At 35.8% G+C, this 16963-nt stretch carries 14 protein-coding genes; 6 read left to right on the top strand and 8 right to left on the bottom strand.

The annotated features are described in order from the left end of the window. Nucleotides 1-13 precede the first annotated feature (13 nt). Together NRE15_RS13735 and NRE15_RS13730 are read right to left on the bottom strand one after the other, a co-directional pair. Entirely contained in the window at nt 14-1432 is a 1419-nt protein-coding gene (locus NRE15_RS13735) for a hypothetical protein (protein WP_313793432.1), read from the bottom strand. Nucleotides 1433-1436: 4 nt separating this feature from the next. Continuing rightward, a complete protein-coding gene (locus NRE15_RS13730; RefSeq protein ID WP_313793431.1) occupies nt 1437-1697 on the bottom strand; it encodes a hypothetical protein in 261 nt (86 codons plus the stop codon). A gap of 176 nt (nt 1698-1873) precedes the next feature. On the opposite strand from NRE15_RS13730, the gene NRE15_RS13725 reads away from it, so the two are divergent. Next, nucleotides 1874-2716 (top strand): DUF368 domain-containing protein, encoded by an 843-nt coding sequence (locus tag NRE15_RS13725; RefSeq protein ID WP_313793430.1) that lies wholly within the window; start codon nt 1874-1876, stop codon nt 2714-2716. Nucleotides 2717-2793: 77 nt separating this feature from the next. On the opposite strand, the gene NRE15_RS13720 is transcribed toward NRE15_RS13725, so the two are convergent. Further along, nucleotides 2794-3792 carry a LacI family DNA-binding transcriptional regulator gene (locus NRE15_RS13720; RefSeq protein WP_313793429.1) on the bottom strand — a complete coding sequence of 333 codons (999 nt, stop codon included), beginning with the start codon at nt 3790-3792 and terminating at the stop codon, nt 2794-2796. A 280-nt stretch (nt 3793-4072) separates the two neighbouring features. On the opposite strand from NRE15_RS13720, the gene malQ reads away from it, so the two are divergent. The 3 genes from malQ to NRE15_RS13705 all read left to right on the top strand — a co-directional run bounded on the left by malQ (nt 4073) and on the right by NRE15_RS13705 (nt 10004). Further along, entirely contained in the window at nt 4073-5689 is a 1617-nt protein-coding gene (malQ, locus tag NRE15_RS13715) for a 4-alpha-glucanotransferase (RefSeq protein ID WP_313793428.1), read from the top strand. 154 nt (nt 5690-5843) lie between these two features. Further along, entirely contained in the window at nt 5844-8126 is a 2283-nt protein-coding gene (locus NRE15_RS13710) for a glycogen/starch/alpha-glucan phosphorylase (protein ID WP_313793427.1), read from the top strand. 120 nt (nt 8127-8246) lie between these two features. After that, nucleotides 8247-10004 carry a glycoside hydrolase family 13 protein gene (locus NRE15_RS13705; protein ID WP_390887202.1) on the top strand — a complete coding sequence of 586 codons (1758 nt, stop codon included), beginning with the start codon at nt 8247-8249 and terminating at the stop codon, nt 10002-10004. A gap of 93 nt (nt 10005-10097) precedes the next feature. Here NRE15_RS13705 and NRE15_RS13700 read toward each other — a convergent pair whose 3' ends face one another. Both NRE15_RS13700 and NRE15_RS13695 read right to left on the bottom strand, forming a co-directional pair. Continuing rightward, a complete protein-coding gene (locus NRE15_RS13700) occupies nt 10098-11348 on the bottom strand; it encodes a helix-turn-helix domain-containing protein (protein ID WP_313793425.1) in 1251 nt (416 codons plus the stop codon). 57 nt (nt 11349-11405) lie between these two features. After that, nucleotides 11406-11870 (bottom strand): S-ribosylhomocysteine lyase, encoded by a 465-nt coding sequence (locus NRE15_RS13695; protein ID WP_313793424.1) that lies wholly within the window; start codon nt 11868-11870, stop codon nt 11406-11408. A 126-nt stretch (nt 11871-11996) separates the two neighbouring features. Between NRE15_RS13695 and NRE15_RS13690 the strand changes: the two genes are divergently transcribed. Then, entirely contained in the window at nt 11997-12428 is a 432-nt protein-coding gene (locus NRE15_RS13690; RefSeq protein WP_313793423.1) for a VOC family protein, read from the top strand. Between the two features lie 23 nt (nt 12429-12451). Further along, nucleotides 12452-13237 carry a helix-turn-helix transcriptional regulator gene (locus NRE15_RS13685; protein WP_313793422.1) on the top strand — a complete coding sequence of 262 codons (786 nt, stop codon included), beginning with the start codon at nt 12452-12454 and terminating at the stop codon, nt 13235-13237. Between the two features lie 38 nt (nt 13238-13275). Here NRE15_RS13685 and NRE15_RS13680 read toward each other — a convergent pair whose 3' ends face one another. The 3 genes from NRE15_RS13680 to NRE15_RS13670 all read right to left on the bottom strand — a co-directional run bounded on the left by NRE15_RS13680 (nt 13276) and on the right by NRE15_RS13670 (nt 16195). Then, nucleotides 13276-14226 (bottom strand): LacI family DNA-binding transcriptional regulator, encoded by a 951-nt coding sequence (locus NRE15_RS13680; RefSeq protein WP_313793421.1) that lies wholly within the window; start codon nt 14224-14226, stop codon nt 13276-13278. 34 nt (nt 14227-14260) lie between these two features. After that, nucleotides 14261-15142 (bottom strand): hypothetical protein, encoded by an 882-nt coding sequence (locus NRE15_RS13675; RefSeq protein WP_313793420.1) that lies wholly within the window; start codon nt 15140-15142, stop codon nt 14261-14263. A 234-nt stretch (nt 15143-15376) separates the two neighbouring features. Beyond that, on the bottom strand, nt 15377-16195 hold the full coding sequence (locus tag NRE15_RS13670) for a CPBP family intramembrane glutamic endopeptidase (RefSeq protein ID WP_313793419.1): 819 nt from the start codon (nt 16193-16195) through the stop codon (nt 15377-15379). Between the last annotated feature and the right edge of the window lie 768 nt (nt 16196-16963).

The following is a 16963-nucleotide window of genomic DNA, read 5'->3' as shown; positions in this document are numbered from 1 at the left end:
AACTTTCCCCTTACTATTCATTTTCTATGGTTATTGTTTGATAATTTAATTCAATTATTTCATCATTGACAAGATGCGCCTTGATAACATTGTTACCTGCTTCTGTCATTGAAATCCAACTATATAAATAATCATTCGGCATTTGGTAAGCCATGCTGTGTGGTTCACCTAAGGCTTTTGTCAATTCTTCAAGGGTCAAACTATCCAATTCAGCTAAATTGTCTATTTCCTTCTCGGTTAAAGCAAAAGGCTGATATAACGTTGCATCTTTGTTTAAATAAATAAAACCATTTAACTGATCCTGATATAAATGCATTTCAAGGACAATTAGTTCCTCCCCGTCAACCCCATAATAAGTTAGAAACTCACTGGCTTCATAATTGGTGGTAACTGAAGGTTGACCGAATAAATCAATAATAACTTGTCGCGAAATTAAAGTTGTTGCATTCAACTCAGCTAAAATATCATTAGGTAGAGATAAATCATCGTTTGTCTCTTCTTGGCTTATCTCAGCCTGACTCTCATCAAATATAAGTTGTTGCATTTCATTAAAAGGCTCTTTTAGTTGTTCTCCTTCGACAAATTGTTCTTGAGGGACAGTTAGCTCTTTTAAATTACGATACAAAAAGGTCTCCCAATTAGTTGGCTCAGACAAAGTTATCTCATTATCTGTTTCACTTTCAACAGGCGATTCACTTTGAGATCCCTCTATTTGAAATTGACTATCGATTGATAATAAGCCTTGATGAGTTAATTCGACGAGCAAGTTTTGTGTAAAATTACCTAACTCGCCTTCTAAATTCGAAATTACATTAAGTTCTAGATTTTGTTGTTGCAAAATGTCAAAAGTTACATTTGATTGATTTTCAGTGGTGACAGGAATTGACCAATACAAGCTGTCACCAAAAATCGGATCTCTAACATAACTTATTGCTTTTACATGAACGGGAGCATCTGCTAATGCATCCAATTGATTAATCGATTGAACTAACTCAGCATCACTCGTATACTCAAGCGGAATATAAGCCGTTAAATAATTTAAACCCATATAAAAAAGCTGATTGTTATAAAACAATAATTCGATTTCAGCTGGATAATTCGTAAGGCTTGTTAACTGTGATTCCGTTTCATATAAACGGCTGTAGGAAGTGATTTCCGTGCTTAATTCTGTTTCAGTCCATGTCTCATCACCGAAACGCTTAGCCCAACTATCTATCGAATGATCATCTTGTAACTGAGCCTCATGAACCAGTGAAATCCAATCATTAATCTCGTCTTTTGCTTCCTTATTATTAAGAGCTAATTCACTTAAAACAGGCTCTAGCTTTGAAAGTTCTGACTGGGCTTGAACAGAAACCCCATTATATCCACTAAAATTAAATCGACATAACATAACGATTATCACTAAATAACGAAACTTTTTGCTAGCCAATGTGCTACGCCTGGCTTTCTAGTTCAGACACATCAAAAATCAGAGCATCATTTTCCAATTTTAAGACAGGTACACCCACCTGATTGTGTTCTTTTTTAACATCAAATTCTGGTCGTGTATCTCTTAAAGCTAAAAATTGCTTCAAATTGGGCATAGACTCTGTTATATTGACAGCCGTATACGCTATATTTAATCGTTCTAATTCGGCTACAAAAGCCGGTGTATCGGGACATACACTACTAAAATACAGTATTTTTCCTGACATCTTTCTACCTCCTATATGGTTTATAAACTATTATAGCCCATGCTTAGGTATTTTTCTAAGTCTAACGACTGATTTTTTTTGTTTCAAAGTAAAAGACAATTGATATATCGAATAAATATCGCTAAACTACTAACTAGCAATAATTATTTTATTTTATGAAATATATGGAGGTTACTATGGCAAATGAAACAAGCAACAACTCAAATCAAAGTTGGTTACTCCGCTTTATTAAAGGAATGTTCATCGGTTCAGGTTTTATCATTCCGGGAGTGAGTGGGGGAGCATTAGCTGCTATCTTCGGTTTATATGAACGTATCATCCGCTTTTTAGCTAATATAACGAAAAACTTTAAAGAAAATGTTATCTTTTTTATTCCTGTTGGATTAGGCGCTATCGTCAGTATTGTCATTTTATCCTTTGGAATAAGCTACGTATTAGAAAATTACGAAACAATTGTATTGTGGTTTTTTGTGGGTTGTATCGTCGGGATGATACCTTCCCTCTGGAAAGAAGCCGGTAAAGAAGGTCGTAGCCAAAAAGATTATGTTATCACTGGCGTTTCATTAGTATTGGGAATTGCATTAATTTACTTTTCTAACCAATCAATCGGTGGCCAACTGCCTATCAACTTTTGGTCTTGGATATTGTGTGGTTTTTTAATTGCTTTAGGTGTTTTAGTGCCTGGCTTAAGCCCATCAAATTTCATTGTTATTTTTGGTTTATATCAACCGATGGCCGATGGTTTTAGTCGCCTAGACTTTTCTGTCATTATTCCAATCGCCATTGGTGGTTTATTAACGATTATTCTTTTTTCTAAATTAGTTGAATATATATTTGAACACTATTATGCATCCTTTTTCCACTTCATTTTCGGAATTGTCATTGCTTCAACGATTATGATTATTCCGCTTGATTACACTGGTTTTGGTTGGGTCCAATACTTATGGTGTGTTGTCATGCTTGTTTTGGGTACTGCACTGGGTTGGTGGATGGCACGTTTAGAAGAACAATACAAATAATTCAAAAAACCGTAAGAATCTTTGGAACTAATAAGATTCTTACGGTTTTTAATTATTTTGGACCAATAGCCTTATGTTTATAATTCAACTATCTCATGGTCCACATACTTTTGAAAAACATGTTCTTCAGACTTATCCTCGGCTTCAATGACTTCAAGCAACATGTCTAATGCACCTTTACCTAACTCATGGGCATTGATATTTACATAAGGGTCCATTCTTAAGAAAGGACTCTCATTGGATTGGAATGCATGAAAAGTTATGACGGGTACAACTGAATCTGAAACAGATTTCCAGCCTTCTTTAAAGCCAGTAGCCACATATTGGTCAGCGACGACAAAAGCATCAAAGCTTTGCTCACGCGCTATATATTGAGCTAAGTCATAACCCACTTCTGGTAAGAAACTTAAATCATTAAATACCCAGCTGTCATCGTAGGTAATGTGCTTGTCTTCTAAGGCTTCTTTGAATCCCTTTAAACGATCATTAATAAATTGTTGTTCGGGATCACCACCAATAAAGCCTATTTTAATCGCCCCTTTATCCAATAAATAATTGGTCGCATCTTTAGCCATTTGCTGATTGCGATTGTTGACAAATGGAATATTTTCAATCGATGGTTGTCCAATAACCACCATTGGAAAATGTTGCTGATGGACAAATTCTAAAATGGGATCATTTTGGCGTGCGTACAAAAAGATCAAACCATCCACTTGACGACCATGAACCATTCGTTGAACACTACTGAAACGACTTTCTAAATCATTTCCGGTTGTCAATAGTAATGAATACTTTGATTTGGCTCCTGCTTCATTTAATCCACGCATCACCGTTGGAAAAAATGGATTTTGATAAAAAGCATCCGTTGCATCTGGGAAAACCAATCCAATAACCGATGTCTTTTTGCTCGCTAGACTACGCGCATTAAGATTCGGGTAATAATTCATTTCTTTCATGACTTCCCGAACTTTTTCTTTCGTTTTTTGTGAAATAATCGGGCTATCATGAATAACCCGCGTAACCGTTGAAGGGGCTACCCCTGCTTTTCTTGCGACATCCTTAATTGTAACAGCCATTTGCTTCATTCCAGTCTATAAAAAATTTAAACATTTTCAACCTAATTTAATTTGTTAATTATACTTTATTTACATAAATTTTAAAACAAATATCGCATAACCATTGACAAGTGGCTCAATCGTATGTAAGATTATACGCGATTTTGCTAGCGGTTGCAATTGTTGTTATCTTAACTTTATTACAATATCAAATCTTTCTAGCTTTTTCAACGAAATCGTTTGCGGAATTTAATAAATAGTATATAATAGAGTTATATTATCCCGTAAAGGAGCTCAAGTTATGACACGATCTAGTGGTGTTTTATTACATATTTCATCGTTACCCGGTGATTTTGGTATTGGATCATTTGGTAAATCTGCTTATCAATTTGTTGATTTTTTAGTTGAAACTGGTCAATCTTACTGGCAAATTTTGCCCTTAGGTACAACGAGTTATGGTGATTCTCCCTATCAATCCTTTTCTGCATTTGCTGGTAATACGTATTTCATTGATTTTGAATTATTAACCGAAGAAGGGTTATTAAAACATTCAGATTATAAAGATGTGGATTTTGGTAAAAAACCACATCAAGTTAATTATGGGCAACTCTTTAAAACGAAACGTCCCGTGCTTGAATTAGCTGTAAAAAATTTTTTGAAACGAAATCAATTAGGTGATTATCACCATTTTGTGAACGAGAATCAAACATGGTTAGTACCTTTTGCTGAATACATGGCCATTAAAGAATCTTTTGATAATGAACCTTGGTACAACTGGGATGAACCGATTCGTATGCGTGAAGAAAGTGCCTTATCAGAATACCGAGCAAAACTGTCTGATGACATTATCTATCATCAAGTGACCCAATATTTCTTTTTCTCTCAATGGCAATTGCTTAAAAATTATGCCAATAATAAGCACATTCAAATTATTGGTGATATTCCGATATACGTGTCACGTGATAGCGTTGAAATGTGGTCAGATCCTCAATTATTTAAAGTTGATGAGGATCATAATCCGACCGTCGTCTCTGGAACGCCACCAGATTACTTTTCTGAAGATGGACAATACTGGGGCAACCCAATCTATGACTGGGAATATATGCGTAACAATGGTTATCAATGGTGGATCCAACGTCTAAAAGAAAGTTTCAAACTATACGATGTCGTACGTATTGATCATTTCCGTGGTTTTGAATCCTATTGGGAAGTTCCCTTTGGTGAAAAAACGGCTCAAAACGGTCGTTGGAAAAAAGGACCTGGTATTGAATTATTCAATGCGATTTACAAAGAGTTGGGCGAACTTAATATTATTGCAGAAGATTTAGGTTTTATGACGCAAGAAGTCATCGATATGCGTGATGCGACCGGCTTCCCAGGTATGAAAATTTTGCAATTCGGTTTTACAAATGAAGATAGTATTGATTTGCCTCATAACTATTTACCTAACACCATCGCTTATGTGGGAACCCACGATAATGAAACAGCCGAGGGTTGGATTAAAGATACAGCTGAACCACAAATTATTAAACAAGCTAATCAGTATACGCATCGCAAATCAAAAGAATCTATTTCTTCAGCCTTAAACCGCACCTTAGCTGCGAGTGTATCCAACACTGTTATTTATACGATGCAAGATTTACTTGGATTAGATAATTCTGCGCGGATGAATACACCCTCAACGATCGGGCAAAATTGGCAGTGGCGATTGAAAGGAAAAAAATTAGACCCTAAGGTGGCTAAAGAATTAACTAAAATAACACGCACCTATTTCCGTTTCAATCCAGCAAATGATCCCCTCTTAAAATTAAAAAAAGAAGAAGAAAAAATTCAAGAGGCTAAAGAAAACACTAAAGATTCAAAAGATGTTACAAATAGTGAAGCGTTTCATTCAAATGTTGATTCATCAAGCATTTGAACTTAAAAAATTGGCTAAAATAAGCAGATATTTATTTAGGATTAAATGAACTTATTTGCTTGAATAAATTTTTTAAGCTACACTAATACCGGCAGTTGCGAAACTGTTAGACTCTATGGCAAGCATATCATTTAAAGTTTTAAAAGGAGATTTTATGAGTTTATTAGAACAATATGTTACGGAGGCTTATGATAAGCCCATTCGTGATTGTAGTGAACAGGAATTATACAATGTTTTAATTGAATTAATTAAAGACCAATCGCAAGAAATTCCAAACAATCAAACTAAAAAGAAACTATATTATTTTTCAGCCGAGTTTTTAATTGGTAAATTATTATCCAATAATTTGCTTAATTTAGGCATTTATGATCAAGTGAATGATGAATTAATCGCCCAAGGAAAAAATTTAATGGATATTGAACAAGCTGAGTTCGAACCTTCCCTAGGTAATGGTGGACTTGGTCGTTTAGCAGCCTGTTTTGTGGACTCAATCGCTTCACTAGGTATTAACGGTGATGGGATTGGCTTAAATTATCACTTTGGTTTATTTAAACAACACTTTGTAGACAATCAACAGACCTCTCTACCAGACCCATGGTTAGAAGGGAAAAACTGGTTAGTTAAAAGTCGTCGTCGTTATACCGTTCCATTTAATAAGTTTTCACTCGAATCAACCCTTTATGAAATTGATGTTATTGGATATAAGCAAGAAACCAAAAATCGCTTACGTCTATTCGACTTGGATTCTGTGACCCCAGATATTATTGAAGATGGAATTAATTTTGACAAGACCAATATCAAGGAAAACTTGACTTTATTCTTGTATCCTGATGACTCTGATCATGCGGGGGAATTATTACGTATTTATCAACAATACTTTATGGTATCCAATGGTGCCCAACTTATTATTGACGAAGCCAAAGATAAAGGTAGTAACTTACATGATCTAGCAGACTATGCGGTTATTCAAATCAATGATACTCACCCTGCTTTTGTCATTCCAGAAATGATTCGTTTGTTAGGCCTTGAAGGTATTGAATTTGATGAAGCTATTCAAATTGTACAATCAATGACAGCCTTCACCAACCATACCATTTTAGCTGAAGCCTTAGAAAAATGGCCTTTAGCTGACTTAGAAGAAGTTGTCCCTCAACTCGTTCCTATTATCAAAAACCTCGATGCACGTATGAAAGCTAAATACCCTAAACGTCCTGATGTTGCTATTATTGATGAAAACAAACGGGTTCATATGGCTAATATTGCTATCCACTTTGGATATAGTGTTAATGGTGTGGCTGCCCTTCACACGGAAATCTTGAAGAAATCGGAGTTAAAAGCCTTTTATGAAATTTATCCCGAGAAATTCAATAACAAAACCAACGGGATTACATTCAGACGTTGGATTATGGACGCTAATAAGGAATTAGCTGACTATTTAGATCAACTCATTGGCATAGAATGGCGCGAATCGCATAATCTTGAAGCCCTTTTAGAGCACAAAGATGATGAAGCGGTCATTGAAAAATTAAGAGCCATTAAGTTCAATAATAAAGTACGTTTAAACAAACGTCTTAAAGCGATGCAAGGGATAGAGTTTAAAGAAGAATCCATCATTGATGTTCAAATTAAACGATTCCATGAATATAAACGCCAACAAATGTTAGCTTTATATGTTATCTACAAATATTTAGATATTAAAAAGGGTCATATCCCAGCAACGCCTATCACCATTATTTTCGGCGGTAAAGCAGCCCCAGCCTATACAATTGCCCAAGATGTGATTCATTTAATCATCAATCTCTCTGAAATTATTGATAATGATGCCGATGTGAATGAACATCTAAAAGTGATTATGGTTGAAAATTACAATGTCACTTCCGCTCAATATTTAATCCCTGCGGCTGATATTTCTGAACAAATATCATTAGCCTCTAAAGAAGCTTCTGGTACAGGTAATATGAAATTTATGCTTAACGGGGCTTTAACGATCGGAACTGAAGATGGTGCAAACGTTGAGATTCATGAACTTGTTGGTGACGAAAATATTTATATTTTCGGTAAAGACAGTGATGAAATCATTGAGATTTATGCCAATGACGCTTATGATGCTTCGGTTTACTACAACCAAGCAGAAATCAAACCCTTAGTTGACTTCATTATCAGTGATGAAATGTTAGCTGTAGGTAATGAAGAACGTTTGAATCGTCTATTTAATGAATTAGTTAGCAAAGACTATTTCATGACCTTGATTGATTTAGTCGAATTCATCGAAACTAAGGAAAAAATGTATGCTGATTATGAAGATCATGATGCGTGGACGAAGAAAGCTTTGGTTAATATTGCTAAAGCGGGTTACTTCTCTTCTGACCGCACCATATCTGATTACAACCGCGACATTTGGCATCTCGAAACACACCATGTCGCCATGGACCAATAATATTTAAATAAATATCATCTGAAGTCTAGACACCTTCCATAACTGAATAACTCTGCCGATGCTTTGTTATACTCAAGTGTGATGTCTAGGCTTTTTTTGTTCAAAGGAGTGTATAAAATGATTGATAAAGCAGCCATTTACCATCGTCCCGAATCAGAATATGCCTATATGTATGATTCAAAAACAGTGCATATTCGTATCCGTACCAAAAAAGATAATGTTGAAAAAGTAAATATCTTGCATGGAGACCCCTATTTGATTTACTTACCTAACCAATTAATGAAGAGCCCTTTGACAAAAATTGCTAGTAGCCGTTGGCATGATTACTGGCAAATCGAATTAAGCGGTCCACACCGTCGCATGAGCTATATATTTGAACTAGAAGCTGCCGATGAGATCATCTATTATAGTGATATTGGAGCCTTAAGTCACGAGGTATCACATTTGGATATAGCTTACAATTATTTCAAATTACCTTATTTACATGAAGCTGACCGGTTCAAAGAACCACGTTGGGTAAAAGATACCGTCTGGTATCATATCTTCCCTGAGCGCTTTGCCAACGGGGATCCATCCTTAACACCCGAAGGGGCGTTACCTTGGAATTCTACCATTGTGCCTAAAAACCGTGACTTTTTTGGTGGCGATTTAAAAGGTATTTATGACCATCTCGATTATTTAGAAGATTTAGGGATTAACGGTTTGTACTTCTGCCCTATTTTTGAAGCTAATTCGAATCATAAATATGATACGGTGGACTATTATGAGATCGATAAGCATTTTGGTGATAAAGAAATGTTCAGGAAATTAGTAGACGAAGCCCATCGTCGCGGGATGCGTGTGATGCTGGACGCCGTCTTTAATCATATAGGGTCACATGCCCCTCAATGGTTAGATATTGTCGAAAAAGGTGAGCAATCAATTTATAAAGATTGGTTTCATATTCATTCTTTACCGATTAAGGCTGTCGATATGAAAGATTATCGTAATTACCAAGCGATTAATTATGATGCCTTTGGTTATGTTCCCAACATGCCAAAATGGAACACTAGCCATCCTGAAGTAAAGCAACATTTGCTGGCCATTGCTAAATATTGGATTGAAGAATTCGATATCGATGCTTGGCGTTTAGATGTAGCTAATGAAGTTGACCATCGTTTCTGGCGTTCATTCCATGATGAAGTAACGGCTTTAAAACCAGATTTCTATATCGTGGGGGAGATTTGGCATTCCTCACAAGCTTGGTTACAAGGAGATCAATTTCATGCCGTAATGAATTATCCTTTAACCCGTGCTATCAGTGATTTCTTTTTAACTAAAACCGCTAATGCTACTGAGTTAAATGAACGGATTCAAGAACAAACGATGCTCTATCGTAAACAAACCAATCAAGTCATGCTAAACTCTTTGGATTCGCATGATACGCCTCGTATATTAACCATTGCGGGCGGCGATAAAAAAGCCGTTAAATCAGCATTAGCCTTTATGTACTTGCAACAAGGCTCTCCCTGTCTGTATTACGGCACTGAAATGGGCTTAGATGGTGGTAATGATCCTGAATGTCGTAAAGTCATGCCATGGGATCCGGAACAACAAGACTTGGATATGCATGCCTTTGTCCGTCAATTGATTCATTTACGTCGTGAATATGCCCATCATATTGTAAATGGGACAACAAGTTATCAGGTTGAAGGTAATTTGATTATGGTTGAAATAGTATATGATGAAAAAGTCATTAAAGGCTACTTTAATCAGAGTGAAGAAAGTGTAACAGTTGAGAAAGATGGACTAGAAGTATTGCTTGAATTGATGGTTGAAGATCACGAAATTCAAGCGGGTGGGTTGATGATTGTGAATGGTTCAATGGTGAAAATATAATTACAAAAAAATAAAACAGTCAATGTACGCCTTTTATGTACATTGACTGTTTATTTTTTATGATGAACTTAATTGGTAGACAAAGATAGGCTGTTAACTTTCAAATTTTAAATCAGCTTCTTTTGACCAACCAAATAAATACGTTCCTACTAGAGCTAAGACAAATGAAATAATTGAAACCAAAATTCCAAACCAAAAATCATTACCAATACCTTCTGGACTTATTAAAGAAAAGAATCCAAGAATACCTGTACCTAAAGCATAGGCTTTTACATTTAGAATCGCTACGATTAAAGCACTAATCCCCCCAGCTAAACAGCCAAGAATTTTTAAATGACTTTGGAATGTTCCATCAATCAAATTATCAATGGATCCAATATTCATGTAATGGTTGCTATCAAAATCAATTTTATCATTTTGATTTGCTATCAGTGAAACTTCTATTATATTTGAATCTTTTTTTAATTCTTCATTTAAATCTTCGTTTAAATCACTAAAGCTATCATCATTAGGTAGATTATTACTCATTTGCAGATTTTTACCTATTTCAAAATCATCAGGCACTTTAACAACTTCACGACTCTTTAATCGATACTCTGTAGGTGTTATATGAAATTTTTCTTTGAATGATTTATTGAAAGTACCTGCACTAGAAAATCCCACTTGTAGCGCTATTTGAGTAATTGGCTCGGATGAATTAGATAATAATTCTAAGGATTTATTCAATCTAATCTCTTTGAGGTATTTATTATAATTCTTTCCTGTTTCTTGAACAAAATACCTTGAAAAATATGAGCTAGACATGTAAAAGTTTTTTGAGATTTGATGTAATGATAAATCCCTATAATAGTAGGCATCAATATAGTCTAAAATGTCATTCATGCGGTCATCTTTCGTTTGAATTGAAGCATTTTTGATTAAGTATTTTGACATCAGACTATCTAAGAAAGTTAAGTACAGTCCTTTCTTTCTAATAGAATTATCCTCGTTAATTTCTGATGCAATGAGATTAAACACGATGTTTTTTGTTTTTGTATGATCAATTGTCGTCTGAATGACAGAATTACATAAAAAATGAAAGCCAACGATATTTATCTCATTTTTTATTAAACTTTCATCAATACGAATCAAACAAATTAAAGAATCCGTTGATGGATGAGTAAAAATTACTTCCTCACCTTTGTTTGCAATAAAGAATTCGCCTTTATCAAATGGCTGTTGAAAATCTTTTGTTTTAATCTGAACGTGACCATTAAAAACGAAAATAAAATCCGCTGCTTCATCAGAAACGATATACTTTCCAGCATACTGTTGTAAATATTTAATATATTTATCAGAATTCAATGGTTCTTTTCACCTCTTTTCGACTATGAAATGATGCTTGATTGCTCTTTTCTTTTTCTACCCAAACACCCGCTCAAACGGGTCATGTGAAATCTGATTATCTAATACTTGTTGGGCGTAAATTTTGGCGCCAATTAAGGAATGGTCGCGATAGTTACCACAGGCTTCTGCGGTCATAGCAGGCACTGTGTCATAGCTGTCTACCTTTTTCAACACATTTTCCAAAGCTGAAACAACCTCGCTGATTGGATGTTCACCCCAAACAATCATATAAAAACCTGTTCGGCATCCCATCGGTGAAATATCAATGACGCCATCAATTTCATCACGAATATTAATCGCCAACAAATGTTCCAAGGTATGTACAACCCCTGTTGGCATGGCATCTTGATTGGGTTGTAACAAACGCAAATCGTATTTTTGAATGACCGCCCCACTTGGATGGGTTTCTGTGCCTGCTAAACGCACATAAGGTGCTTTCACTTTATTATGATATAATTCAAAACTTTCTACTTTTGCCATTGAATCCCTCCTAAATCTTTACTTTATACTCTATCAAAAAACCTATTCAAGAGCAAAATAAATAACACTCCCACACACTTTCATGGTACACTGAACTTACTAAATAAAGCTCGAAGGAGAAAAATCATGAATGCCGTTGAATTTGATTTTGTTGTTAAAGATAGTCTAAAGGCCATCGAACTTTACCAAGCCATCTTTGAGGTGAACGTCCTCGAAAAAACAAACTTGAATGTAGGAAGTAACGAAGTCGTTTTTGAAATCTTTGGCAGTCGTTTCCATATGTTAGACGAAAATCCCGACTATCAATTGTTTGCACCAAAGGAAGGTCAGTCCCAAAGCTTTTGGTTTAATGTGATCGTCTCTAATATTGACGAAACCTACCGCAAAGCTTTAGATAATGGTGTTAAAGAAATCCAAGCGGTCACACGCCTAGAAGAGATGGGTGTCTCCAATGCTATGTTTCTTGATCCATTCGGTTATGTCTGGATGTTGCATGAAATCCATCGTGAAGTAAGCTTTGAAGATCGGGTGGAGATACTCAGTGACGAATTTGAGTAAGCAATTTTTATGCTGGCGTCAATATGTCAAATAAAATACCTCTTTCTTCCATTCGTTTACTACCTTTTCGGATGATCAATCATTCTTTAACTGCGCCAACATTGCCAATATATGAAGAAAAGCACGCCCATGATTACTATGAAGTGGTGTATTTATTAAGAGGCGGAGCAAGTTTAACCATTGCGACTGATACCATACACATTCAACCGCAACAGCTAATTTTAATCTTACCAATGACTGAACATGCGATATATAAGCATACACTGGATACAACGGGCTTAATTTTTGGTTATAAACTAATGCCTATATTCAGTGGTAGTGATATTTATTCAGAGGATGGGTTTGTGTTTTTTAAAGATGAAAACAATCTGTTCAAACATTATGCTCAGTTAATATTAAAAACGGACATGAGTACTTTAACCGGTCAGTATTTGTTGAATAGTTTTATTTTTCAATTGCACCAAATACATGCGGATGAACATAAAATGACCTATTCCTCAAAGATAGCCTTTATAATGGATCAGTTAACGCATTATTATACTGTTCCTAGGTATTTGACGGAATTAGCCGAAATGGTTGATTTAACGCCTAGCTACTTGTCGCAATTATTTCGTCAGGAAACGGGTTGTACGATTAGTGAGTTTCTGCGTGATTTGCGACTTAAACATGCCTGTAGTTTATTAATGGACACTGACTTATCGATAAATGATATTGCGATAACTGTTGGTTATCGCACGCCACATAATTTTTCACAACAATTTATCAAACAATTTGGAATTTCACCGCGTGAATATCGTGAAGGTAAATAAAAAAGCTTGCTGTCTTGTAAAAAAGAGGCAAGCTTTTTTTATTTGGTGGATTGTCTTACAACTAACTCCGCATCAAAATAGACGGCTTGTTGGTCCAATTTGCCCGTATCAATCAAGGTCATCAGTTGATTAACTACGGCACCACCCATTTCAACGATGTGTTGTTTCATGGTAGTAAGTTTAGGCGAAGCAATTTGGTCGAGAAAAACGCCATCGAAGCCTATAATACCATAGTCTTCTGGGTGTGCTTTATCTAGCGCCGTCAATCCTTGTTGAATCCCAATGGCGATGCGATCTGAGCCACAAACAAAGCACGTATTGGGAATTAATTCAAGCTCATCACGAACCATGGCTTCTGCTTTGGACGAGGAATTAGAAATACGAATAATATGTGGTTGGTGATTCGTTTTGGAGGCTTGAATAGCTTCTAAATAGCCCTTTTCACGTTCTTTTTCAAAACGTTCGGGCACATTTAAGCCAACAAAGACTACGTGGTCATACCCACGACTCATAGCGTATTTAGTTGCAGTAATTGCGCCTTTACGATTGTTTGAGTCAACATAGGGGACATTATGATTATTTTCACCAAAAACGACGAGCGGTTTTTCAAATTTTTGCAACCACTCATAGTCGGGTTCCTTCATGCCAGTCACAATCAAGCCATCGGATTGGCCTAAATCAACGGTGTTTTCTGTCACCAGTTGGAGGGCATAATTGTATTTATCCAGTTGCTTAGAAATACCCGTTAACAGATTCATATAGTAGGGTTCTGTGATATCCATTTGCTCAAGTATTAACACTTTGATGACCATCGTCCGATTACTGACTAAAGCTCTTGCGGCAGAGTTAGGTTGATAGTTCAAATCTTGCATGGCTTGGTAAACAAGTTCCCTTAATTCTGATGTCACAAGCTGGGGGTGATTAATGACCCTCGACACGGTCATTTTAGATATATTTGCCCGTTTAGCAACGTCTTTTAGCGTGGCCATCGAGATCATCTCACTTTCTTTTAGAAATCATATGCTAATCTTCAATTAAATAATCATCGTCATCTTCGTCTATTTCTACACCATGTACGACGTGGGCAACATAAGCATCATTAAAATGGGTTTTCCAATAAACCCAAAGTAACATTAGGACAAATAATAAGCCCTGTGCTGTTAACATACTGGTTGGATCGGACGTAAATAGGCCTACGACAACGGCTATTAAAGTGGGTAAGCCAATACAGTTTAAACATATGGTAAAGGCTTCGCGGTAGGTATTGATATCAAAGCTGCTAGAAAATCGCATTAAAGATAGAAACAGACTTGACCCACCGACTAAGAAAACAAAACTCAAAAGCATCAAAATCCAAACATTAATTAAGTTTGTAAACATAATGCCAAAGCGATTTCCTTGAAACCATTGACGCGATAATTCGGCCATAAAGGATGCTTGGTCCGTTACGTCACCAAAACGTGAATCTTCTAAATAAGGCATGGATAGAGAAGGATTTTCTGGTTCTTGAATGATAAAACCTTCATTGGTAAGAATAATTCCACCTTTATCGACGACAAGCTCGTTAGCCCGTTCTTGGTCAGGAACAAAACCGGCTACGCGATCAGCCGTATCAAGTGTCAATATCTCACGATCAATCACAATTTGGTTGGTTGTGTCATCGGTGACTTCTTGTAATTGGCTAATAAAGGCTTCATCAATTGTCGCGACGGCTTCAGGTACAAAATCATTCAAATTGACTTGGTCAATGCGACCAATGCTTACGGCGATTGGAATCATCATTAACGCGGTGAGGAAAAAGAATAATAAAATCATTTGCCAAATTTTTAAATAATTGCGTTTACTAAATGATTCAACCGGTGAAAATATCGTTTTAAAATAATTAATCGGAAACATATCTGTCATTATAGGACTCCATTCTCGTATTCTAATATACATTATATCAGTAATAGCTTAATTTGAAAGGTTTAGATAAGTTCTTTTTTATAAATAAATGCTAAACAATAAGTTAAAAAACAAAAATGACGACATCGAAAAAGATTCAAATGAAATAAATATTGCCTCGTCAAAAAGACTGTCGCTCATAATGCGACAGTCGGATTATATTTTTTTATGATAGCTATTCGATTACTCTTGTTCTCAGTATTCCAATTGATTATTTTCAGCTGTAAATTTTTCGCGATGGATGTAGAAAAACACCATGGCGCTAATAAAGAAAAATAAGCCGATAAACAAGCTGCTATACATGTAAGGAAAATAACCTTGGATTTCGAAGACATTTCTAAACATATGAATGCCACCATGAACCGCAATGGCAGCCCATGTTGTCCGTGTGATATAGCGTGTCACAAAAGCAAACATGCCAAAAGCAAATGGATAAAAGAATTCGATAATTAACTCGATGCCAGACAAACTAAACACAAATAGAAAATGTAGTAACATAAACATGATTGAAGAGATGAGCATGGTTTTTATGGGTGTCGTCACTAAGGTCTGGGGCAGATAAGCACGAAACATGATTTCTTCAGGGATGCCTTGAACAAAAAAAGCAGAGAAAAAAGCTGGTACTAACATCGCCCAGGTTTTACGTGCCTCAATGGGTACGTCCCATTCTATTGGAAAAAAATAGTTTGCTAGAATGGCACCTAAGGAATAGATGACGCCTGTAGCTAAAAAGACTAGAGCAAAAGTTTTCAGGGCATGTCCATCGAATTTGAGTTGTAAAATACTAAAGGGTCTGCGATCAATATAGCGCATCAACAAATAAATAAAGAGGATTTCGATTATTAAGGCAATAGGTGCTGCGACCATCACAAATATTTCATAATCCATTAACTCACTTAGCGGTGACAAAAGTATACCAGGGACAAAGGAAACAATAAAGTAAAGGACAAAACCGAAAATAGCACGTATCCAAGGCGACCAACGACGATTTGAAACAGTTAATGTATCGGACATTTTATATCCCTCCTCAATGACCATTTTTATTAAAAAATGGTTAAGGTTATTATAAAACATTTAATGTTTAAACGCTACTTTTTTGGTAAGCAGGCAGTGAGTGACCGTCAGGCTAAGATTGGTTTATCATCATCTAAGGTTAATTTTAATTGGTGGCGGAGAAAGATGGGAGGCTCGCCACCTAATTTGATTGGTGGCGAGGACGGATGGAGGGCAATGTCATTAAGTTTAGGGGATTATGTTCTCATACGATAAAGAGAAGCACCACTTTTTTACATGAACTTGTGTGAAAAAGTGGTGTATTTTGTTTCAACTGTTTTTAATCACAGACTTCTTTGATTTGATGGCATGACAAATAAGCCTCCTAAATTTTCAAAAAAATTTATCTATAATTAAATCCAACAAATCCAGTTCGGGATTTTGTGCGTTTATAGCGCCTTCCTTTTCGAATAGGAAGAATACGGGATTCTATCAATTTCATAATGTCTATTGAATGATTCATTAAATAGGCTCGACATAACTTAAATGCCACCTTTAAATTAACTTGATAATCCCACTTTCGATCTTTTTTGGGAATCTTAACGTTACTAACTAGCCTCATCGTGAAGTTATACATAATTAATCGCCCATATATTTCTTGGTAAGTTTGATGACTCCCTTTTGTATGTAAGTATTCTAAGTTAACAGCGTGCTTTAAATCACATAAAGGTAAGCGCCCAATAGTGAGGTATCTACACATAAAAAAATAAACATGCTAAACTAACCCAG

Source organism: Fundicoccus culcitae (assembly GCF_024661895.1).
GTDB lineage: Bacteria > Bacillota > Bacilli > Lactobacillales > Aerococcaceae > Fundicoccus_A > Fundicoccus_A culcitae.
Note: the sequence above shows the minus strand (reverse complement) of the source record. Positions and strands in the feature narration are given on the sequence as shown.